We start from the raw sequence: 21615 nt of genomic DNA on the forward strand, positions 1-21615 counted from the left end.
AATGATATCATCTAAGAGTTTGATTGCAAAAAACACATTAATGCTTTATTTCCGTATGTTATTAATTATGGGAGTATCATTATATACTTCTAGAGTTGTATTGAATGTGTTAGGAGTTGATGACTTTGGCATTTACAATGTTGTTGGTGGATTTGTTATGATGTTTGGATTTTTGAATGCCTCAATGACCTCTGCCACTCAGCGATTTTTATCTTTTGAGTTAGGACTAAACAAATTGGATGAGTTAAAAAAAACATTTCAAGTTACATTAAACATTCATTTGACAATAGCCATTTTGATTTTTCTATTTGCAGAATCGATTGGAATGTGGTTTCTTAAAACCCAAATGAATTTCCCTACAGAACGTATGGAAGCTGCTATATGGGTTTTTCAATTTTCATTATTTTCTCTTTTAATTTCAATTATTCAAGTCCCCTATACAGCAAGCCTTATAGCACATGAACGTATGAATATTTATGCATGTATTAGTGTATTAGAAGCTGTTTTTAAATTAACTATTGTTTTTATATTGGAATGGGGAGTTTTTGACAAATTGAAGCTATATGCTGCATTATTATTTATTGTTACTTTTTTTATTGCATTAATCTATAAATTGTATTGTAAATATTTTTTTTTAGAATGTAGATATTCACTTATATGGGATAAAAATATATATTTTAAACTATTGAATTATGGAGGATGGAATTTGTATGGAAGTAGTGCTTATATTGGATGTCTACAAGGGGGGAACATCTTATTGAATATGTTTTTCGGTCCTTCTGTAAATGCTGCTAGAGGTATTGCTTTTCAAGTAAATGCTGCTACTCAGTCGTTCATGACTAATTTTCAATTAGCAATCAATCCATCAATTGTAAAATCTTACGCTCAAAAGGAACAATACTATATGTATCGGCTAGTTTGTTTAAGTTCAAAATTTTCTTTTCTATTATTGGCTGCACTTGCTGTTCCAATTCTGTTTGAAACAAAGACTATTCTTTATTTATGGTTGGGAATTGTCCCTTCATCTACTATTCTTTTTTGTCGTTTGATTATAATAAACTCGCTGATTGATTCCTTTTCAGGTGGGTTGATTACAGCTATACAGGCTACAGGTAAAATAAAGAAATACCAAATTGTAATAGGAACTATTTGGTTAATAAATTTACCTATTTCTTACTTGTTTTTTAAATTAGGATATCCGGCAGAAATAACTTTTTATGTGAGTATATTTATATCTATTATTGCATTACTTTTTCGCATGTTTATTTTGCATGATATTTTAGATATTAATATCAAATCTTTTTTTAAGTATGTAATTTTTCAAGCATTGACTGTATCAATATTAGCTTCCTTATTACCACTCAGTATTGCATGGTTACTATCTCCTGGATTTCTTCGTTTAGTTGTTATCTCTTTTTTATCTATGTTCTCTTTTTGTTTTTGGGTATATAATATATGTTTAAGTAAAGAAGATAAAGAGAAGCTGAGAAATAAAATGAATTTTATTTATTATAATTGGAAATAAAGTAATTATTGTTATGGCAGAAAATAAAAAAATACCTCTCTACAATTATATTAATAATTTTGGTGATGAATTGTCTCCATATATTGTGGAAAAACTTTCAGGATGTAGAACCTACTTTTTGAAACCATTTAGTTTTTCAAATTTTTTTATTGATATTATTAGATATTGCAAATATATTCGTAATAAAAATATAAGAAAAAGAATTTTAGCATATTCTTTACGTAAAAAAGTTCTTCTGGCTGTAGGATCTATAATAGCAGAGGCAACAGAAAACTGTATAGTATGGGGAGCAGGTATATCTTCAATTGACGTTATGGTGAATAAGAAATGTGGGATTAGAGCAGTTCGTGGACCATTGACAATAGAAAGATTGAAAGCGTTAGATATCAATATAAGTAATATTGCTGTTGGGGATCCTGCGTTGTTGATGCCCTTGTTGTATAAAACCGTATCTATCAAAAAGTATAAATACGGAATAATTCCTCATAATGTTGATTTTGAATATATAAGTAGATTGTATAAAGATTGTGAAAATGTTTTAGTAATATCGTTAAGAACAAAAGATGTAGAGAAGGTTATTGATGAAATAAATTCTTGTAGTTATATTTTTTCTTCATCTCTACATGGATTAATTGTTGCTCATGCTTATCAAATACCAGCTATCCAAATAGAGGTAAAACATAACCAAATAGGTGGAGATGGAAGTAAATTCTTAGATTATTTTTATAGTGTGGGTATCCCTTCATATTCTCCATTAAATGTGGATTGTATGCAATTAGATAAATTACCCAATTATACAAATGAAAAACTATTGCCTTCTATGGATAAAGTAAAAATAATACAGACTGAGTTATTAAAGTCATTTCCTTATTCTCTTTGTAGGGATTTTGCATAATCTGATTAAATAAAGATGATTGATATGAATTTAACATTGATATTTAGATGTTTTGAGGAGGTTCATTTAGGAAAAGATGTTTTTTTAGTTCCTTACTATTTGGGAAAACGCTTAGGCTACGAAGTAACAATCGTTTATCCTTTAACGGGAACTAATAAAAATTTGCCATCTAAAGTTAGAGGAGTGAATTTAGTTCCTTTAAAGTCAATAGGAAATTTTCTTATATTTTATAAGTTGTCATCATTGAAATATTTGATACGTAATGCGCATACTATTGATTTATTAATGCAAATTCACTGGGGAAAATATATGGCTATAATGGCTTTTGTATATAAAAAATTGAAACCTAATGGAAAAACATATGTGAAATTGGATTCGGATAATGATGCCTTATTTAGAAAAGATTATTATTTGAAATATTTTGTGAAATACATAGATGTTTTTACATGTGAATTGCTACAAGCATATAGAGAAATACTATCTAATTTAGTGTATTCTTCAATATTAAAAGATAAATTGATATTAATGCCAAATGGATTTGATGAAGAATACTTAAAAAAAATGCATATTCACGAACGATTATTTGAGGAGAAAGAGAATCTAATTTTAACTGTAGGAGATTTAGGTCGTGATCAGAAAAATACACAAATGCTATTACGAGCATTAGAAAAAATAGATTTAGGGGAATGGAAGGTTTATTTAATAGGACCAATATGTGAATTATTTGAGAAGTATATTGAGGATTTTTATATGAAATGTCCTAATAAAAAAGAACAAGTTTTATTTACGGGTCCAATTTATGATAAGAAGCAATTATGGGAATACTATAATAAAGCAAAAGTTTTTGTATTGACATCTAAGTTTGAGAGCTTTGCTTTGGTATTGAACGAAGCGAAACGCTTTAGAAATTATCTTATTTCTACACCTGTTGGTGCTTTTCGTGACTTATGTGATAATGGTAAATTAGGAATTTCAGTGTCTCAAAATGCAGATGAGGAATTAGCTGAACGGTTAAATGAAGTTATATTGGGGGAACTTGAGATAGATGTGTATAATGACTATGATGTGACATCATTGTCATGGGAAAGAATGGTGGAAAGAATAAAAATATAAATATTTTTAAATATGATTCCCAAAATAATACATTATTGTTGGTTGAGTGGAGAACCTTTTCCTAAGTCGATTGAAAATTGTATAAATACTTGGAAGAGAAAATTGCCAGAATATGAAATGAAATGTTGGAATACATCAAATTTTGATATACATTCTGTTTCTTATGTAGAGAGAGCTTATTTTATGAAAAAATGGGCATTTGCAGCTGATTATATTAGGTTATACGCTCTTTATACAGAAGGAGGAATTTATTTAGATAGCGATGTATTTGTGAAACAAAATTTTGATGAGTTTTTAAATTTTGATTTTTTTACTTCAGTTGAGTATCATCCTAAAATATTCGAAAAAGAAAATGGAAAATCTTTACTAAATAGTAAGGGTGAATTACTTGATTCTTCCGTGTGTCACGTTCCAGGTTTGGGACTGCAAGCTGCCATATTAGGGTCTATCAAAGGGCATCCATTTTTGAAAAGTTGTATGTCATTCTATGAAAATACAACTTTTGCTATACCTGATGGTAAGGGTAGTGGACTTATTGCTCCGGATTTTTTGGCAAATCAGGCTGTGTCATTTGGTTTTCTTTATAAAGACGAAAAACAATTATTACGTGATAATATGTTGATTCTTCCTTCTACCATATTTGCAGGTTATCCCTCTTATGAAACAGATCAGACTGTTGCAGTACATTGTTGTTCGGGTAGTTGGGTCGAGACTACAAGTATGCAAAAAGTTATTGCAAAATTGCGAAGACTAGCTGTTGGAGTACTCCGACTTTTGAGGATAATAATACAGAAATAGATGAATTTTGTTCTGATATTTATTTTGTTTTTGTTTTTTCTTTGTTGTTCATTTAAAATGTCATGTCGAGCAAATGAAAAAAAATATACATTTTTATATATTTTAGCCGTAGGATCAATTATTGGTTGTAGAGGAGAAGATGTTCCAGATACTTCGGGATATTTGGAATATTATAATGATATAGATGCTGTTGATTTTTCTCATTTTAGTTATTATTTTTTTGAACCTGGGTTTCAATTTTTAACCCATCTTGTAAAGATTGTTGTTGGAGATATTTCAGCTGTTTATTTCTTCATTATTGTATTTATTATTTCGTGCTTATTGTGGGATGCTATTCAACGTATACTTTTCAATATACAGAATGATAATAGATTAGGATCAGCTATTAAATTGCCAGTTTTATATGCATTCATTTTGTTTTATTCATATTATGGTATTTTTTATGGTGGTATAACTATACGAGCAGGAATTGCTATGGGATTATATTTGGAAACCTTGTCGTTGCTCTGTAAGGAACGCTTATATAAAAAGGATATATTACTTATTTCTATACTTTTTGTATTAGCATTTTTATTTCACGTTTCATCTATAGTATATTTGCCAATTATTTTAATTTTTAAATTAACTAAACCACTAGATAAAAAAGGGTATTTATTGATATTATTATTATGTTCTGTACTCTTTTTTTCTCGTATAAATATGATGATATTAAATAATTTCTCCTCAATTTTGTCTTCGCTCGTTATGAAAACAGAAAATTCTGATTTAAGTAAATTTTCTTTGTATACGGATGTTCTTGTTGACTCAAGTCAAAAAATATCTTTCAAGTATGTATTTCAACTACTATCAGGTTTTATCTTTCTTTTGGGAAACTTAAAAGAGAAAGTATATTATTGCTTTTTGAATATTTATATTTTGGGTATAATATTAGGTGCAGTTTTTGCTCCAATATCAATGATGTATCGAATACTTGATTTTTTTTATATTATTACATTTATGTTATATACTATGCTTTTTTTGTCGTTAAAATTTCACAAAAATATTTTCTATGTCAGTTGTGGATTAGTCCTTTTTCAACTAATCTTAATTTATCGTTTAATTTATGCTTAGTGAAAAAAAAATTTCAGTAGTTATTTTGACTTATAACTCGAAAACTCTTATAAAAGATTGTTTGCATTCTGTTTTTTTATACAATGATATTGCTGATTCTTTAGAGGTAATTGTGGTAGACAACAATAGTGTTGAATGTGAAAGTATGTTTAACTGGATTAGGGAGACCTATGGTGACTCAGTTTTGTTGATAAAGAATTGTCAGAACGGAGGGTATGGTCAAGGTAACAATATTGGAGTACAAGCGGCATCTTCACCAATTGTTTTAATTATGAATCCAGATGTAAGACTGGTAAATCCTATGTTTAGTAAAGTTTTTCATATATATGAGAAGGATGCAGATGTGGCTATTGTAGGTATGAAGCAACTCATAGATGGAACTAGTTGTGCACCCTCTATTAATTTATTGATGGATGATAATTCTAATTTGTATCCTATCTATGGTTTATTCTCTGTGTTTTTTACCCTTTTTGCTAATAAATTGATAAACTATTTTGATTTGTATAATAGTAAAAAAATGTTTATTCATGGTTCTTGCTTTTTTATAAGAAAAGATTATTTTATTGAAGCGGGTATGTTTGATGAAAATATATTTATGTATTGTGAAGAGAAGGATTTGCATAGAAGATTATTTTCATTAAAAAATTCATTGAAGAATATCTATTTGAAATCAATTTGCTATAGACATTTGATTGGTGAACGTAAGATCTATTTTAATGGATGTAAGGTTTATTTAGATTCAGAAATATACTATGCACGTAAACATTCATTGAGTGTAAAGAATATATTGTATTATAATTTGTATAGATACTATATATTAAAATTTATAGCTAAAATGAAACGAATAGATGTATATGAATATGATAAAATTATTGAAGATATTAGAATGAAAAAAAGAAATATATGAAAGAAAGAATAGCATTGATATTTACTCATAGGGGAAATGACTTTTATTTAAACTATGTTTTAAGACAAGCCCGTTATTTTAATGGGGATGCTGATATTTATTTGTTAGGAGATGAAACAAATCATCGTTATAATTTTGTTAATCATGTGATGATTAGTGATTATATGTCTTCTGCTAATGAGTTTAAAAAAGTGTATGAACATATGTCTTCAAATCTGTATGAATATGAACTCTTTTGTTTTCAAAGATGGTTTATAATTTTAGACTTTGTTCGAAATAAAAAGATAGAGAATTTTGTGTGTTTGGATAGCGATGTGCTACTGTATTGTGATATGACTTCGGTACTATCCAGTTATATTGGAAAATATGACTTCACTATATGCAACGGATATCATCCAGGATTCAATCTTTTTAATATTGAATCTCTGGATAAGTTTTGCCATTATATGAAGATGCTATATATAGAGCCTTCTTCTTTTTGTAAGCTAAAGGAAAGATATCAATCCTTTATATTAGAAAAAAAACCAGGTGGGAATTGTGATATGACTGCTATTGAGTATTACGTCAAGGAGTATCCGAATGCTGTTTTAGATATAGCTATACCAAAAGAACATATTTGTTTTGATGGTGGCATCAGCGGTTCTTTTGGTCTGTTTGAAATGTATAATGGAGTTAAGAAAATATATTGGCAACAAAATATTCCCTATTTTCGTTTATCGAAAGATGGTAGTTATATTCGTGTAGGAGGACTTCATTTAGATGGGAAACAAAAATTTGCTATTTACAAATATGCATTAGATAAAAATGGAAGACATAGAGAAGATTTTCTGTATTATCTGTTAAAAAAAATTTCTTGGGGATTAATTATAGGCAAAATAAAACGATACAAGCGAGGAATTATGAAATTGTTGCAGGGTAATATTGTTAATTTGAAATGAATAATATGCAGTATAATACTCCTATACTTTTAATTATATTTAATAGGCTTGAAGTTGCAATACAGACTTTTGAAGCAATTCGAAACATTAAACCAACTATTTTATATATAGCCCAGGATGGCGCAAGAGTAAATGTGAACCAAGAGAATGAAGTTGTAGAAAATGTCAGAAAGTCCATTTTGTCCCGGATTGATTGGGATTGTGAGGTGAAAACATTATTTCAAGATAGGAATTTGGGGTGTGGAATAGGTGTTTATACAGCCATTAGCTGGTTTTTTGAATGTGTTGAATATGGGATCATATTGGAAGATGACTGTGTTGTTAATACATCCTTCTTTGAATTTGTACAAGAAATGCTGATGAAATATAAAACTGATACGAGGATAGGTATGATTGCTGGGACAAATCCGATACAACTTTTTGATTATAAGTATTCGTATCTTTTTTCAAAGTACAAAAGTTGTTGGGGATGGGCTACTTGGCGTCGTGCATGGCGTAATATGGATATTAATATGTCTTGGAGAGAGGATAATACTTATTCGGTGTTGAGAAATTCCGGTTTTTGTGGAAAAGATATAGCAGGATGGAAATATAAATTAAAATGTATTGATAAAGAAATAGTATCAGCGTGGGATTGGCAATGGTATTTTTCACTAGCAGCACAAAATCAACTATGTATATATCCAGTTGTGAATTTGGTATCGAATATTGGTAACGATGTAGATGCGACTCATACGTCATTTGGGAATATAACCTTGAAATCATCTTCTTTGAATTTTCCCTTGAAACATCCTGAATATGTAATGCCTTATTATAAGTTTGATCACGATTTCTATAGATCTACAAATTCATTGTCAATAAGAGTATTTAGATTTTTTCCGCGAGAAATTAAAAAGTGGGTTAAGAAAGGATTGTTTTACTTAAAAAAATAATAATATGCCAGTTATAAAAGCAATTTGTGGTGATATTAGCTACACTACTTATCCTCTGTATCTAGGAATTAAAAAAATTGATAAGATTATAGCACGTGAAAATTTGTTGTTGTTTAAGGATATTGTGTCTAAACATCACATCCCCTTTGGACTTATAGCAGGAACTCTTTTGGGAGCTATCCGTGAACATGATTTTATTGAGCATGATGAAGATGTCGATTTATTTTTATTCGAGGAAGACAAACAGCATTTTTTTAGTATTTTGCATCTACTGATGAATGTCGGTTTTAGAATCGCAAGATATGATAGACGTGGATTATTGTCTATCATGCGGGGAGGAGAATATATTGATCTATATTTTTTTGCAACCTTTGAACGAAATATCCGAATTTGTAGTGGTTGGTGTGTACCTGAAAGATTTCTGAAGGAAACTGTTTTAATATCCTTTCAAGGGAGTGACTTTATGATTCCAAAAGATTTTATTTCTTTCTTGGAATATGAGTATGGTGAAAATTGGAAGACTCCGATTCCCTATACTGATTTTAAAATAAGTGTATGGAAAATGAAGTTTTTTGTTATAAAAGAAAAAGTAAAAGATGTTTTGCCTGATTGGATTTATTTTTATTTGGTTCATAAAAATGAGGCAAGGATGATAAAATCTTATCGGCAAAGAATAGAACAATATTTGGATTAAAACTTTTCGTAATGAAAATATCTCTTGTTACTGTTACTTTTAATAGTGCTATGACTCTTCCAGCTACTATTCAATCAGTTCTTTTTCAATCTTATCCTGATATTGAATATATAATTGTTGATGGTGCTTCTAAAGATAATACACTAAGTATCATTAAAGAATATGAGCCATATTTCAATGGTCGAATGCATTGGATTAGTGAAAGCGACAAGGGGCTTTATGATGCCATGAATAAAGGTATACGAATGGCTACAGGTGATATTGTAGGAATTATTAATTCTGATGATTTTTATCATCACCGTGAAGTGATAACTCGCGTGGCTGAAACTTTTCAGGATAAAAGTGTGCAGGCCGTATACGGAGATGTACGTTTTGTAAATTCAACTGATTTGAATAAAACAGTGCGTTATTATTCTTCTAAAAATTTCTCTCTGAAACGTTTTCGATATGGATTTATGCCGGCTCATCCTACTTTTTTTACTTATCGAAAATATTTTGAGGAATTTGGATATTATAAAACGGATTATAAAATTGCTGCAGATTTTGAATTATTGCTTCGTTTCATGTACATACATCGATTGAAATGTAAATATATTCTTTTAGACTTCATGAAAATGCGTATGGGAGGAACTAGTACTGCGTCTTTGAAGAGTAATTGGTTGCTTAATAAAGAGATTGTGCGGGCATGTAAAGAGAATGGAATCTGGACATGTATGTTTTTACTTATGTTTAAATACATAATAAAGGGTTTTGAGTTTGTTTTTGTTAAAGAATAATAAGCCATGAATATATTAATAACAGGTATTCACGGCTTCGTAGGTTCAAATTTAGTTCAATCACTTAAATCTAATCATATAATATATGGTTTAGATATTGTCACGCTTCAAATGGAAGGAGTAGTAAAAATTTATTCTTGGGCGGAACTTAATAGTGCTTATGTGTCTCAAATAGATGCTATTATCCACTTGGCAGGTAAGGCTCATGACACTAAAAATCAGTCCTCGGCTCAACTATATTTTGACATTAACACAAGGCTGACTCAAAAGATATTTGATTTCTTTCTGCAATCTTCTGCAAAGAAATTTATTTTTTTCAGTTCGGTAAAGGCTGCCGCGGATAGCGTAATAGGGGAGATGTTGACGGAGGATGTGATTCCAAGGCCTGTTGGACCTTATGGGGAAAGCAAAATAAAAGCAGAGGAATATATACAACAACATTTGCCTAAAGATAAGCAAGTGTATATTTTACGTCCTTCCATGATTCATGGGCCTGGAAATAAAGGAAATTTGAACTTGCTTTATAACGTAGTGAAGAAAGGGATCCCTTGGCCATTGGGAAACTTCGAGAATCATCGTTCGTTTACTTCCATTGATAATTTGTGCTATGTAGTAGAAGGTTTGTTGACGAAGGATGTTCCTTCAGGCATTTACCATATGGGAGATGACGAGCCTATTTCAACCAATGAACTGATAGAAACTATGTGTGAGGTGATGGAAAAGAAATCTCGTATCTGGAAAGTGAATAAAGGGACGATGGAATGGTGTGCTGGATTGGGGACATTGTTGCATTTACCTTTAAACGAAGAACGATTGAGAAAGTTAACAGAAAATTATGTCGTCTCTAATACTAAAATAAAAAAAGCGCTTGGTATAGAACGAATGCCTGTGCGAGCGATAGATGGATTAAAGAAAACCATTAAAAGTTTCCAGAAAGAATAACTGATGATTACTTATATTATCATAGCAATATTACTCTTGGGGTTAGAGTTGTTATATTTTTATGTGGCTGATAAATTTAATATCATTGATAAACCTAACTTACGTAGTTCTCATACAAATATAACTTTACGAGGAGGTGGTATAATTTTTTTGTTGGGACTATGGATACATGCTTTGTTTTTTGGTTTTCAATATCCTTGTTTTTTGGCAGGATTGACAGCTATAGCTGGGATCAGTTTTGTGGATGATATACATCCTGTTCCCAATAAAATTCGATTATTAGTCCATTTTACAGCTATGTTCATGATGTTTCAAGAATATGGAATTTTAAATATGGATAGTTGGTGGATGGTGTTAATTGGACTAGTTTTATGTGTGGGGATTGTGAATGCATATAATTTCATGGATGGTATAAACGGTATTACGGGAGGATATTCTCTAGCAGTACTTCTTCCTTTATTTTATGTGAATCACTCCCTTCATTTTATTGATAATAGTTTTTTGATCATTATTATCTTGAGTGTATTGGTGTTTTGCATGTTTAACTTCCGGAGAAAAGCGAAATGTTTTGCAGGAGACATTGGTTCGGTAGGGATCGCTTTTATTCTTTTATTTATTATAGGAAAGCTAATTTTACAAACGGGTGACTTTACTTATATCGTGTTTCTCGCAGTTTATGGTGTAGATAGCGTATTGACTATTGTACACCGTTTGATGCTTCATGAAAATATTGGACAGCCTCATCGTAAGCATTTGTATCAGATTATGGCTAATGAATTAAAGATACCACATTTAGTTGTGGCTACTATTTATATGGTTGTACAAGGATTGATAATAATAGGTTTCATTTATTTTTACGAATACAGTTATTACTATTTGGCAGGTACGATTATAGCATTGAGTCTGTGCTATATAGGTTTTATGAATAAGTATTTTTATTTGCACCAGTTAGGCATTAGCAGAAATAATACATAATCACGAATCTTGTTGTTATTTAAAGAATAACAACAAGATTCGTGATTAATAAACTTTCCAGACTTTTTCTGTCAGTTGTTAACTGATAAAAAGTTTATACACCCCTCCAATCAATCCTCCGGCCATCAAACAATACCCGGCAATATCTATCGGTTCGACATGTTTTCCCCAGTCGCCTTGGTTGAGAGTGAGAGTATCGCTCCGATCGCAGTTAGCGTCACTTCCGTCTGCTTCATCAGGAGAGACAGTAGAGTGATCGCCATCAGAAAGAGGACGAGGGTAGGGATTAGGACAGGGGTAATCACCGGCTGCCGTTTTTTGCTTACGGGGGAAAATGATCCGAGCAAGGCTGGTGAGGAAATTGAAAATCGTTTCGAGTACATTCATCGTTTTGATAATTTGAATTTAGAAAAATATTGAATCTAATTCGTTATTGCTTTTTCGATTGTCCGACTGATCGAGACTAGCATCCGGCGGTAGGCTTCCCGGTTGTCGCCGTTTACTTCGCTGATGTATTTGCTGTAACCGATTTTGAGGGCAAAGGCTGCAGGTTTGTAGCTGACGTCGGCGGCATCGGTGTAGGCATGGCGGATCAGGCGGCCATAGTCCATGAAAGAGTGTAACGGGGCGGGATACGTACGGAAGGAGAGGGAGTCGGCACTTAACTGTGCGGAGGTTCCTGTCCACCAGACGTTCTTTTTCCCGTAAGCGGTGATACCGAAAAAGTTATGATACCGCAGGCAAAGGTCACTTTGTCCCCAACCTGTTTCGATGGCCGCTTGTGCCAGGATAACAACCGGATTGATCCGGAAAGCTTCCCCCGCCTTTTGGGCCAGGGGAAGATACTTGGTGATAAAATCCTTTTTAGTCATAGCCTATAGGGGATTATTCGATTTCCGGTCTGTCGCTGCCACCTTCTTCTTTCTTTTCTTCCGGATCGGAGAAGGCATCGAGGCGGTCGTAACTTGTACCGGAGATCAGCTGGCGTAACATGGCGCCGGGGGTAAAGACGATACGAGGTTTCTTGAACATCATAGGGTCGAAATCTTTCAGGGTATTGGAACCCTTACTTCCGGCTACCATGCGGAAGTTACCGAATTCTCCCATTTGAATCACATTGCCGCTTTCGAGCAGCATACAGAGAACATAAATCAGACCATCGATAACCAGTTCTACTTCACCGGGTTTGGCGGTGCAATAACCGGATACCAGTTTACACAGTTTTTTGAAAGTAGTCTTCTCCATCGAACGGATCTGACCGTAATACAACTGAGCGCCTTGGGCTGCTCCTTTGCTCATGTCCTTTTTGAGGACGATTCGATACTTTAATGGCATAACTTTGTAATTGAAAATTGATAATTGAAGATTGAAAATTAGTGATGAATTCGGAAGGAATTAACCGGTGTTTTCTCTTGAATTCATTACAAATATACGATGCAGATATAAGGTGAATGAACCGAATGGAACTCAATGGGTATTTAGGGGAACTTTTTGTTGATTTTATTTCATAATATAGTTGGTATGTCAGGATTGTTTTGTATATTTAGGGAGTGATAAAATAATTTAAAATCATATTATTATGAAAGAACTATTTCAACAAAAAGCATACGGATGGCAAGAATTAGCCGTCCTTTATGCTCCGGGATTAACTCCTCATTCTGCATCGAGAAGACTTACACATTGGGTGATAATAAATAAAGAACTGTACGAACGTCTGATACGTTCCGGGTGGATTAAAGGAGTCCGTATTCTTTCTCCTTTGCAAGTTGCAATTATTGTGGATTTTTTAGGCGAACCATAATACTTTGTGTATGCAAAAAAACAATTGTTTTTGATTTCGAATACAACTGTTTTTGCTTACAAATACAATTGTTTTTGTGACTGAATACAATTGTATTTTATTTAATCGATAAATTTTAATAATCAAAACGCATAAAAAGAATGAATCCCTTTTCTTTTATTCTTATATATAATGTAGGGATTTGACAACCTTCAGGCAGGAGGTGGTGTATAGGGTTGATTTACTGTATTTTATGTGTGACAAACAAACGGCATTATGGAAATAGCTGAAAATGAGAATGTTTATACGGATGTTAAGGCCTTGATCTATTTTGGAAAATCTTATTTAAAAATACCTCGTGTAATCATAGAACGGATGTCCTCATCCAATAATAGTGAACGTATGATCGGAATAGTACATTGGTTGCTGTTTTGTTTTTGCAATTATGCCGATGGCTATGTGTCGATCAAAGGAAAACAAGAAGTTTGCCATAGAGGAGAATGCATCATCACTTACGAAAAGTTAGCCCGGTTAATGATGGTGGATAGCCGTTCTGTCAGAAGGTATGTCCACTCGCTGGAAAAGGAATCTTTGATAGAAGTGAAACGGGTAGCAAACTGTAGCTGCTTCCGTGTTTGTGGTTATAACTGTTTTACGGCTTCGGATGTCCCTGCGGAAATACCGCAAGAGAGTAAGAGAACCAGAGTGACAAAGAAAACGGTTGAGCCGGACGCGATAGCTGTGCGAAGAGCGGAGGCCGAACTGAAGATTAGTCACGGGAATGTGCCTCGTACCGACCTTTTAAAAACCTGCTGTGAATATGGAAAAGAATGTAATTGAAAGGGCTTTGCTCTGTTCTTTGTTTCTGGACCAGGTGGCGATTCTGGAAGTGGTCGGGTTGTTGCGTCCGGAGATGTTTTCCGATCCGGATCATGGGTTTATTTACGAGGCTTTTACCGATTTGTTTAACCGGAATAAACGTCCTGACCTGATCCTGGTGGAAGAGGAAATGAAAAAGAAAGACCCGGAGCGTTACCTGAAGATGGGAGGCATAGCGTACTTGTCGGATGGAATGGAGACGGTTCGCCTGGAATATAATGCCGTTGAGTATGCGCGCGAAATCCTTCGTCATTATCTGTTGGCTTGTATGCACAAACTGTTTGTACAAAAAGCATCGGAATGCCTGCAATACGGTACGGACTACCAGAAAGTGATAGAAGACTGCGAGCGCGATTTACTGCGTTTGCGAATGGATAATTCGGAATCAGACTCGCTTCAGCCGCTTAGTGAAGTGATGAAACAATCTATAGACATTCATCTCGACCGGATGAGCCATAAGGACGATCCGGTGCGCATGCTGACCGGTATCAGCGGGCTGGACGGACTGACGGGAGGACTTTACCGGAAAGAAGTGCTGGTGTTGGGCGGTCTTCCGAGCGATGGAAAGACGGCGTTGGCGATGTTTATGGCGATGAATTTGGCTTGCAAGGGGAAGCATGTGCTTCATTTTAGTTTTGAAATGACCGGGGATCAGACTGCCGCTCGTTTTTTTGCCGGTTATGCCGGTGTGGAGGCTGCCCGACTGCGTATAGGGGGACTTCGGGAGGAGGATATCGATCGGATGAAACGGTATGCCTCCGGTATGGAAAGAATGCCTTATTATTTTGCGAATGTTTCTTCTATGAGCCTCGAGGCATTGCGGGCGGAGGTGATGCTCCGGAGTCGGAAGGGCGAATGCGATGCTGTCGTGATCGATTACCTGCATACACTTGCTCCACCGACGAAAAAGGGGGAGACGCAGGAGTCTGTGATCCGTAATACCATAACGGCATTGAAACGTATTGCCGTGGAGGCTAATTGTGCCATGTTGGTCGTTTCGCAGTTGAACCGAGAGGTGTTGAAACGTGCCGAGAATGGTTTTGTTCCGATGATGAGCGATTTACGTGATTCGGGAGCCATTGAGTTTGTGGCGGATTGTGTGGTGATCATCAATCGTCCGGAACGTTTCGAGAAGAATCTGGACAAATACGGGGAGAATGCCTCACACCTGGTCAAGTTGTATGTCCTGAAGAATCGTAACGGATCGACAGGTATTGCCGAGCTATACAGGAATGATACCTATACGTCTTTTGTGAATCCGGGTGGTAACTTACATTTTGAAGATTGATGAACAGACTGGAAATTTCATCATTCAAGGAACGGGTCGATCTGATAAAGGTGGTCGGCCATTTCCTGACACTCGAAAAGAAAGGGGCGGCTTATCTGGGATTGTGTCCTTTCCATGACGATCATCATCCTTCGTTGCGGGTAGATCCGGTAAAAGGGGTATACCACTGTTTTAGTTGCGGGGCAGGAGGGGATGTTTTTTGTTTTGTACAGGAAAAGGAAGGATGCGGTTTTAGTGAGGCGGTCCGTATCTGTGCGGATATCTGTTGTTTGTCCGTTCCCGTACCCGATGAGGGAGTACGGAAGCAGGTAAAGCAACCGGCCGGAAAGGATAGTTCCCGTGCGGTTTCACATCAGGCGAAGAGGCAGGCTGTTGCTCCTACGGTTGAAGAGAATCGACAGTATGGGCAGACGTTACTGCCGTATAATCCTGGGATGGAAGAGCTGGTGAAGACGTATGTTGCTTTTGGAGTGGGTATTGCACCGGCTGTCGTGCCGGATGCCTGGAAATTTACACGCGGGCGGATTGTCTTCCCGATTCATAATGCCGGAGGGGAATTGGTCGCTTTTGCAGCCCGTTACAAGGGGGAGTTGCCTTCCAAAAAGATCGCAAAGTATCTGAATAGTGAGACCTGTACTATTTATAAAAAAGATGAATTACTTTATGGTTGGCACCGGGCGGTAGAGACTGTGCGTGAAACAGGAGTGGTTTTCCTGACTGAAGGATATAAGGATACGCTGGCGATGCATGCGGCTGGTTTTACTAATACGGTTGCTATATGTGGCACGAATTTGTCGGAACATCATATTGCCATGCTTCGGAAGGTGGCTTCTACGGTTTGTTTGTTTCTGGATGCCGACGAAGCAGGACGGAAGACGGTGGCGGAGGTTATTCCAAAACTGTATAAAGCCGGTTTGCAAGTGGTGGATATACTTCCGGAAAGAGGAAAGGATGCGGATGAGATGTTCCGCCTGATGGGGCGTGAGGTATTTATCCGGTGGGTGAAAAATGGGATGCTCCCTCCGGCGAGACGGAGAGCGGAATCGTTGTTGGTTGCTGCCTGTCACCGTTGGCCGGATACATGTTGCCTGACGGAAGAAGGGGAAGAAGTTCTTTATGTGGATAATATCCGGAAGATCCTTTCCTGTGACGATTTGTTACCGGAAGATAGTCTGGTATCTTTGCCTGATGCAGAACTGCAAAGCCTCCGGGCGGAGGATAAAGAGCTGGATAAACAGTATGCTTTGCATACGGATCCGCTGCATAGTGACCGGGTACGTCGCAGTGAATTGGTCCGTTATCTTTTTCTGGGTTATTTGGAGGTACGCCTGGTTGACCGTGTCCGGCAGGACCTCTATCGTTTATCCCGTACTTTTGCCGATGAAGAGTCGCGTGTTCTTTTATTATCTGATTTACAGTATCAACGAAATTATTTAAGTAGCGTTTCCTGTGAATTGGGCAGGAGATAATCAGCATCTTATTTTATATCTGAAATAAATGAAAATAATATCAGACTTAATTCTTTTGGGAAGTATGTGTATACTTCCTTTAACTTCTTATGCTCAGTTTACCAAAGGTTTGAGCTACCGGGCGGAGACTGGCGTCAGTTTTAGCGGAGGGGAACATACTCCTTTCTGGTTGACAGCTAATAAACAAGGTCTTTCGTCTATCGAAAAGAATAACGGTTATCTGCGTGCCGGGATTTTCCGGGAGATGGAAGAGGATAAACGCTTTTCGTATGCTTTCGGGGCGGATCTGGCTGTAGCCTATAATTTTACGTCGACATTCATTATCCAGCAATTATATGCCGATTTGAAATATCGCTGCCTGGGACTGAGTATCGGTAGTAAGGAACGGTATAGTGAATTTAATAATCCGCTTTTAAGTAGCGGGGGATTGACGTTTTCGGGGAATGCTCGTCCCATTCCGCAAGTGCGTATCGGTATTCCGGAATATACCGCTGTGCCGGGGACGAAAGGGTGGCTGGCCTTTAAAGGGCATATTGCTTATGGCATGTTTACGGATGATGGTTGGCAGAAGGATTTCGTAGTTCCGGGAAATAAATATACGGAACATGTGCTCTATCATTCCAAAGATCTGTATGTGAAGGTTGGCAATCGGGAGAAATTCCCGCTGATCTTTGAAGGAGGGCTGGAGATGGCTGCACAGTTTGGAGGAAATGCGTTTATCGGGAATGGAAAGATAGATATGCCGAATGGGATAAAGGATTTCTTTAAAGTGTTTATTCCGAGCGGAGGAAGTAGTGATACTCCAATGGGAGAGCAAACCAACATTTACGGGAATCATTTGGGAAGCTGGAATTTTTCACTCACCTGGTACGCTCCGCAGGATTGGACGGTTCGTCCTTATTATGAGCATTATTTTGAAGACCATTCGCAGATGTTCGGTGAGTATGGCTGGAAGGATTGTCTGGCGGGGATAGAGATAACATTTCCCAAAAATCCCGTCATTAGTCGTTTTGTGTATGAATATCTGTCGACAAAAGATCAGACAGGTGCTGTCTATTGGGACCATACGCCGGAGATACCTGAGCAGGTGAGTGGGGCGGATAATTATTATAACCATGGTATTTATACCGGTTGGCAGCACTGGGGGATGGGGATCGGAAATCCTTTGGTGATGTCTCCTGTCTATAATACTGACGGTGATATCAGTTTTAAAAGTTCACGTATGCAGGGACATCATTTTGGAATAATGGGAAATCCTTGTGGCGATCTGCAATATCGTATTCTCCTGTCAGTTACTCGCAACTGGGGTACTTATGATTTACCATTTTATGAAATCAAAAAGAACGGAAATGCTTTAGCCGAATTAAAATATACTCCTCATAGGTTGAAAGGCTGGGATTTCACCGCATCATTGGGACTAGACCGGGGTGCTATGTTGGGTAAAAGTGTCGGTGGTATGTTAACAATCAGAAAAACAGGATGGATACGATGAAAAGATATATAATAGCTGTGCTGCTAATATTGATAGTTAGCGCTTGTGGAAAAACACCGATTAACGGAGATTTGGATGGTCGTTGGCAGATCATGAAAATAGAATATGCTTCCGGAGAAGAAGAAACACCGGAGCGGGCTTATTATAGTGTGGCCTTGCATACGATCAACCTGATGCAAGTCGGTGTTACAAGCCAAACTGGAAATATGGAATATACCGGAGATTCGCTATTTGTCGAAATGCCGGTCAGTAAAATTGAAGATCTATTGCCTTTCGGCATGAATGATACGAAGCAACGTTTCGGTGTAAAAGAATTAACGTCGAAACATCTGGTATTACAATCGGATTATGCTCGCTTGGAGTTCAGAAAGTTTTGATTCAGAATTTATCAATTTCGAGCTATCCCCCTTATCAAAGTGACTTAGCTATTACAGGTCTATTTGCCGTCAGTTTTAACTGACGGTTTACAAGTTTTCTCTCTTTATTGGCTTCAGCCACATTTCTCTTCAATAGAGAGACTGCTTAAATGGGACTAAAGTCCAATGAGAGAGAGTATTTACTAATCCGTTGGTTAAAACCAGCGGCAAATGAACCTGTAACTAAGCATGTTTTATGTATGACTGATCGCTTGCTCGGATAGTTCAATTATTTCTAATCTTGAAATAACAAAAAACAAATAACAATATGAATACCGTAATCAGAAATGTATTATTAGGGGGATTACTGTGGCTGGCTGTACCACTGGCTGCACAGGTACCCCAGGATGTGATTGACAAGGCGAAAGCCGCAGGTATGACGGATGATCAGATCCGTCAGGAGATAAATAAGCGAATGGGACAATCGGGTACGACCCCGGTAACCCGGGCAGCTTCTGATGCAGTCGTTACCGACCGTGTCGTTGCTACTACCCCGGGAAAGGAAGTTCTTCCCCTGGAACAGCAGCGTGATATGAACCGTCCGGAAAAGGATTTGAAAGAAACCGTTTTCGGACGTGAGATCTTTTCAAACAAGAACCTTTCTTTCGAACCTGACCTCAATCTGCCGACACCCAAGAATTATATATTGTCTGCAGGAGATGAATTATTGATTAATGTCTGGGGAGATTCCGAACTGAACCTGAAACTGAAAGTTTCTGCCGAAGGGGTTATCCTGATCCCTAATCTGGGACCTGTATCGGTTAGCGGCCTTACGATCGAAGCAGCGGAAAGCCGTATCCGTCAGGAGTTGGGACGGATCATGGCCACCTTGTCCGGTAATACGGACGGAGGAAATACGTTTGTCTCAGTCAGCTTAAGCCAGATACGCAGTATCAAAGTAAATATAGTGGGTGAGGTCGTTGCTCCGGGAACCTATACGTTACCTTCTTTTGCGACCCTGTTCAATGCGCTGTATGCTGCAGGCGGTGTAAATGAGATCGGTTCGCTTCGTGGTATCAAAGTCTATCGAAACAGTAAAGAGGTTGCCAGTCTCGATGTGTACGATTATCTGCTGAACGGTAAATACAAGACCAATATCCGCCTGGAAGAGAACGATATGATAATAGTACCGACGTATGATCAGTTGGCGGTAGTGCAGGGAAAGGTAAAACGCAACCGTATCTTTGAAATGAAGAAAGGGGAGACGTTGCAACAGTTGCTCCGTATGTCGGGCGGTTTTACGGGGGATGCTTATACGAAAGATGTCCGCGTAAAGCGTAAAGCAGGCAGCCGTTATCAGATCGCCACGGTAAAGGAAGAGGCTTATCCTACCTTTGCCATGATGGACGGTGATTCTTTGCTGGTGGATTCGGTCATTCCTTTTTATGAGAACCGTTTAACGATCCTGGGTGCTGTCTGGCGTCCGGGCGAATATGAGTTGAATCCGTCGGTACATACGGTGAAACAGTTGGTCGATCAGGCAGCCGGTCTGAAAGGTGATGAGTTTGCGGGTCGTGCGCAGATCACCCGTCTGAATCCGGACTTTACTACGACATTGATCGCAGTGGATATCCGTGGAATACTGAACGGAACGTCTGCGGATATAGAGTTGAAACCGGAAGACCAGTTGAATGTCCTTTCTTTATTCGATCTTCGTGAGCCTTATACGATCAAGGTTAGCGGTGCTGTGAATTTTGTTGATACGGTTCTTCCTTACCGGAATAACCTGACGGTGGAAGATGCTATAATGATGGCCGGTGGTTTGAAGGAATCGGCAGCCACCGTAAATGTGGAAGTGGCTCGCCGCATCAAAGACCCTAAAACAGAAGAGAACAGTAACCGTACGGCTGATGTCTTTAACTTCACTTTGAACGATAACCTGGGACTGGTTCCTGCCGGTGGAAAGACAACGGATACTGTCTTTACGTTGGAGCCGTTCGATGAGGTATATGTCCGCTTTTCGCCGGGTTATCAGGAACAGCAGGTGGTGCGTATAGATGGGGAGATCACTTTCTCGGGTGATTATGTGCTTGCAGAAAAGAATTCTCGCCTGAGTGATATCATCGCTAAGGCCGGTGGGGTCACTCCAGATGCCTATATAAAAGGTGCGAGCCTGAAGCGTCAGTTGACGGAAGATGAGATGCGGCGGTTGGAGACCTTGCTGGAATTGAGTTCGAACAAGGAGAGCCGTGACTCGGTGGCATTGTCGCTGGCCAATATCAAGGACTACTCGGTGGGTATCGATCTGGAGAAGGCATTGGCCAATCCCGGGAGTGCGCATGATGTGGTCCTGCGTGACGGGGATGCCCTTTATATCCCGCAGTTGCAGAGTACGGTGAAGATAAACGGTGCGGTAACTTATCCGAACAGTGTCACTTACACAAAGGGTATGTCAGTGGGTAAATGTCTTTCTCAGGCGGGAGGTTATAACGATATCGCCCGTAAATATCCGATCGTGATCTATATGAACGGTAAGGTAGCAACCACGAAAAAGACTTTTATCTTCTTCAAACGTTATCCGAAGGTAGAACCCGGCTGTGAGATCGTAGTTCCGAGCAAGACACAACGTGACCGTAAGACCAGCCTGGCTGAAGTCCTGAGTATTGCCAGTTCAACGACATCGATGGCAGCCATGGTAACTTCTATAATCAATACGCTGAAATAATTTTCAATTTTCAATCTTCAA

Annotated in this window: 22 protein-coding genes; 19 read left to right on the forward strand and 3 right to left on the reverse strand. The window is 37.2% G+C overall.

The window, feature by feature from the left end; translation table 11 throughout:
- Position 1 precedes the first annotated feature (1 nt).
- The 12 genes from DWW23_RS09355 to DWW23_RS09410 are packed head-to-tail and all read left to right on the forward strand — an operon-like array spanning position 2 to position 11605.
- The gene (locus DWW23_RS09355) at positions 2–1525 is read left to right on the forward strand and encodes a lipopolysaccharide biosynthesis protein (protein ID WP_122353019.1); all 1524 of its coding nucleotides are present in this window, start codon (positions 2–4) and stop codon (positions 1523–1525) included.
- 13 nt (positions 1526–1538) lie between these two features.
- Positions 1539–2420 (forward strand): polysaccharide pyruvyl transferase family protein, encoded by an 882-nt coding sequence (locus tag DWW23_RS09360; protein WP_122353020.1) that lies wholly within the window; start codon positions 1539–1541, stop codon positions 2418–2420.
- 24 nt (positions 2421–2444) lie between these two features.
- Positions 2445–3533, forward strand: a complete 1089-nt coding sequence (locus tag DWW23_RS26700; RefSeq protein ID WP_233564293.1) for a glycosyltransferase family 4 protein — start codon at positions 2445–2447, stop codon at positions 3531–3533.
- Between the two features lie 12 nt (positions 3534–3545).
- Positions 3546–4331: a glycosyltransferase family 32 protein gene (locus DWW23_RS09370; RefSeq protein ID WP_122353021.1), complete on the forward strand. Its 786-nt coding sequence runs from the start codon at positions 3546–3548 to the stop codon at positions 4329–4331.
- A complete protein-coding gene (locus DWW23_RS09375; RefSeq protein WP_122353022.1) occupies positions 4332–5441 on the forward strand; it encodes an EpsG family protein in 1110 nt (369 codons plus the stop codon). It begins immediately after the preceding gene.
- Positions 5434–6348 carry a glycosyltransferase gene (locus tag DWW23_RS09380; RefSeq protein ID WP_122353023.1) on the forward strand — a complete coding sequence of 305 codons (915 nt, stop codon included), beginning with the start codon at positions 5434–5436 and terminating at the stop codon, positions 6346–6348. Before DWW23_RS09375 ends, DWW23_RS09380 begins: the two co-directional genes overlap by 8 nt.
- On the forward strand, positions 6345–7286 hold the full coding sequence (locus DWW23_RS09385; protein ID WP_122353024.1) for a hypothetical protein: 942 nt from the start codon (positions 6345–6347) through the stop codon (positions 7284–7286). Before DWW23_RS09380 ends, DWW23_RS09385 begins: the two co-directional genes overlap by 4 nt.
- On the forward strand, positions 7283–8218 hold the full coding sequence (locus tag DWW23_RS09390) for a hemolysin hemolytic protein (protein ID WP_233564294.1): 936 nt from the start codon (positions 7283–7285) through the stop codon (positions 8216–8218). Before DWW23_RS09385 ends, DWW23_RS09390 begins: the two co-directional genes overlap by 4 nt.
- A 4-nt stretch (positions 8219–8222) precedes the next feature.
- The gene (locus DWW23_RS09395; protein ID WP_122353026.1) at positions 8223–8912 is read left to right on the forward strand and encodes a LicD family protein; all 690 of its coding nucleotides are present in this window, start codon (positions 8223–8225) and stop codon (positions 8910–8912) included.
- Positions 8913–8923: 11 nt separating this feature from the next.
- Complete coding sequence (locus tag DWW23_RS09400) at positions 8924–9688, forward strand: glycosyltransferase family 2 protein (protein WP_122353027.1); 765 nt, start codon at positions 8924–8926, stop codon at positions 9686–9688.
- A gap of 6 nt (positions 9689–9694) precedes the next feature.
- The gene (locus DWW23_RS09405) at positions 9695–10630 is read left to right on the forward strand and encodes an NAD-dependent epimerase/dehydratase family protein (protein ID WP_122353028.1); all 936 of its coding nucleotides are present in this window, start codon (positions 9695–9697) and stop codon (positions 10628–10630) included.
- A 3-nt stretch (positions 10631–10633) separates the two neighbouring features.
- Positions 10634–11605 carry a glycosyltransferase family 4 protein gene (locus DWW23_RS09410; protein ID WP_199664132.1) on the forward strand — a complete coding sequence of 324 codons (972 nt, stop codon included), beginning with the start codon at positions 10634–10636 and terminating at the stop codon, positions 11603–11605.
- Positions 11606–11683: 78 nt separating this feature from the next.
- On the opposite strand, the gene DWW23_RS09415 is transcribed toward DWW23_RS09410, so the two are convergent.
- Genes DWW23_RS09415 through DWW23_RS09425 form a run of 3 tightly spaced genes read right to left on the reverse strand, consistent with a single transcriptional unit; the run spans position 11684 to position 12940 of the window.
- The gene (locus tag DWW23_RS09415; protein WP_122353029.1) at positions 11684–11992 is read right to left on the reverse strand and encodes a hypothetical protein; all 309 of its coding nucleotides are present in this window, start codon (positions 11990–11992) and stop codon (positions 11684–11686) included.
- A 35-nt stretch (positions 11993–12027) separates the two neighbouring features.
- Positions 12028–12477, reverse strand: a complete 450-nt coding sequence (locus DWW23_RS09420; protein ID WP_122353030.1) for a glucosaminidase domain-containing protein — start codon at positions 12475–12477, stop codon at positions 12028–12030.
- A gap of 13 nt (positions 12478–12490) precedes the next feature.
- Positions 12491–12940: an HU family DNA-binding protein gene (locus tag DWW23_RS09425; RefSeq protein ID WP_122353031.1), complete on the reverse strand. Its 450-nt coding sequence runs from the start codon at positions 12938–12940 to the stop codon at positions 12491–12493.
- 244 nt (positions 12941–13184) lie between these two features.
- On the opposite strand from DWW23_RS09425, the gene DWW23_RS09430 reads away from it, so the two are divergent.
- From DWW23_RS09430 to DWW23_RS09460, 7 genes are all read left to right on the forward strand, one after another.
- Positions 13185–13406 carry a DUF4248 domain-containing protein gene (locus DWW23_RS09430; RefSeq protein ID WP_122353032.1) on the forward strand — a complete coding sequence of 74 codons (222 nt, stop codon included), beginning with the start codon at positions 13185–13187 and terminating at the stop codon, positions 13404–13406.
- A 255-nt stretch (positions 13407–13661) separates the two neighbouring features.
- Positions 13662–14225: a hypothetical protein gene (locus DWW23_RS26705; RefSeq protein ID WP_233564295.1), complete on the forward strand. Its 564-nt coding sequence runs from the start codon at positions 13662–13664 to the stop codon at positions 14223–14225.
- Entirely contained in the window at positions 14206–15552 is a 1347-nt protein-coding gene (locus tag DWW23_RS09440) for a DnaB-like helicase C-terminal domain-containing protein (RefSeq protein ID WP_122353033.1), read from the forward strand. The genes DWW23_RS26705 and DWW23_RS09440 overlap by 20 nt, the downstream gene beginning before the upstream one ends.
- A complete protein-coding gene (locus tag DWW23_RS09445; RefSeq protein ID WP_122353034.1) occupies positions 15552–17021 on the forward strand; it encodes a CHC2 zinc finger domain-containing protein in 1470 nt (489 codons plus the stop codon). Before DWW23_RS09440 ends, DWW23_RS09445 begins: the two co-directional genes overlap by 1 nt.
- 28 nt (positions 17022–17049) lie before the next feature.
- Positions 17050–18513 carry a capsule assembly Wzi family protein gene (locus DWW23_RS09450; RefSeq protein WP_122353035.1) on the forward strand — a complete coding sequence of 488 codons (1464 nt, stop codon included), beginning with the start codon at positions 17050–17052 and terminating at the stop codon, positions 18511–18513.
- Entirely contained in the window at positions 18501–18890 is a 390-nt protein-coding gene (locus DWW23_RS09455; RefSeq protein WP_122353036.1) for a lipocalin-like domain-containing protein, read from the forward strand. Before DWW23_RS09450 ends, DWW23_RS09455 begins: the two co-directional genes overlap by 13 nt.
- A gap of 307 nt (positions 18891–19197) precedes the next feature.
- A complete protein-coding gene (locus tag DWW23_RS09460) occupies positions 19198–21594 on the forward strand; it encodes an SLBB domain-containing protein (protein ID WP_122353037.1) in 2397 nt (798 codons plus the stop codon).
- Positions 21595–21615 lie beyond the last annotated feature (21 nt).

The organism is Parabacteroides sp. AF14-59 (genome assembly GCF_003479515.1).
Lineage (GTDB): Bacteria > Bacteroidota > Bacteroidia > Bacteroidales > Tannerellaceae > Parabacteroides > Parabacteroides faecis.

Coding starts and splice junctions, on each gene's coding strand:
- DWW23_RS09355 (WP_122353019.1), top strand. CDS start 2: ATGATATCATCTAAGAGTTTGATTGCAAAAAACACATTAATGCTTTAT.
- DWW23_RS09360 (WP_122353020.1), top strand. CDS start 1,539: ATGGCAGAAAATAAAAAAATACCTCTCTACAATTATATTAATAATTTT.
- DWW23_RS26700 (WP_233564293.1), top strand. CDS start 2,445: ATGAATTTAACATTGATATTTAGATGTTTTGAGGAGGTTCATTTAGGA.
- DWW23_RS09370 (WP_122353021.1), top strand. CDS start 3,546: ATGATTCCCAAAATAATACATTATTGTTGGTTGAGTGGAGAACCTTTT.
- DWW23_RS09375 (WP_122353022.1), top strand. CDS start 4,332: ATGAATTTTGTTCTGATATTTATTTTGTTTTTGTTTTTTCTTTGTTGT.
- DWW23_RS09380 (WP_122353023.1), top strand. CDS start 5,434: ATGCTTAGTGAAAAAAAAATTTCAGTAGTTATTTTGACTTATAACTCG.
- DWW23_RS09385 (WP_122353024.1), top strand. CDS start 6,345: ATGAAAGAAAGAATAGCATTGATATTTACTCATAGGGGAAATGACTTT.
- DWW23_RS09390 (WP_233564294.1), top strand. CDS start 7,283: ATGAATAATATGCAGTATAATACTCCTATACTTTTAATTATATTTAAT.
- DWW23_RS09395 (WP_122353026.1), top strand. CDS start 8,223: ATGCCAGTTATAAAAGCAATTTGTGGTGATATTAGCTACACTACTTAT.
- DWW23_RS09400 (WP_122353027.1), top strand. CDS start 8,924: ATGAAAATATCTCTTGTTACTGTTACTTTTAATAGTGCTATGACTCTT.
- DWW23_RS09405 (WP_122353028.1), top strand. CDS start 9,695: ATGAATATATTAATAACAGGTATTCACGGCTTCGTAGGTTCAAATTTA.
- DWW23_RS09410 (WP_199664132.1), top strand. CDS start 10,634: ATGATTACTTATATTATCATAGCAATATTACTCTTGGGGTTAGAGTTG.
- DWW23_RS09415 (WP_122353029.1), bottom strand. CDS start 11,992: ATGAATGTACTCGAAACGATTTTCAATTTCCTCACCAGCCTTGCTCGG.
- DWW23_RS09420 (WP_122353030.1), bottom strand. CDS start 12,477: ATGACTAAAAAGGATTTTATCACCAAGTATCTTCCCCTGGCCCAAAAG.
- DWW23_RS09425 (WP_122353031.1), bottom strand. CDS start 12,940: ATGCCATTAAAGTATCGAATCGTCCTCAAAAAGGACATGAGCAAAGGA.
- DWW23_RS09430 (WP_122353032.1), top strand. CDS start 13,185: ATGAAAGAACTATTTCAACAAAAAGCATACGGATGGCAAGAATTAGCC.
- DWW23_RS26705 (WP_233564295.1), top strand. CDS start 13,662: ATGGAAATAGCTGAAAATGAGAATGTTTATACGGATGTTAAGGCCTTG.
- DWW23_RS09440 (WP_122353033.1), top strand. CDS start 14,206: ATGGAAAAGAATGTAATTGAAAGGGCTTTGCTCTGTTCTTTGTTTCTG.
- DWW23_RS09445 (WP_122353034.1), top strand. CDS start 15,552: ATGAACAGACTGGAAATTTCATCATTCAAGGAACGGGTCGATCTGATA.
- DWW23_RS09450 (WP_122353035.1), top strand. CDS start 17,050: ATGAAAATAATATCAGACTTAATTCTTTTGGGAAGTATGTGTATACTT.
- DWW23_RS09455 (WP_122353036.1), top strand. CDS start 18,501: ATGGATACGATGAAAAGATATATAATAGCTGTGCTGCTAATATTGATA.
- DWW23_RS09460 (WP_122353037.1), top strand. CDS start 19,198: ATGAATACCGTAATCAGAAATGTATTATTAGGGGGATTACTGTGGCTG.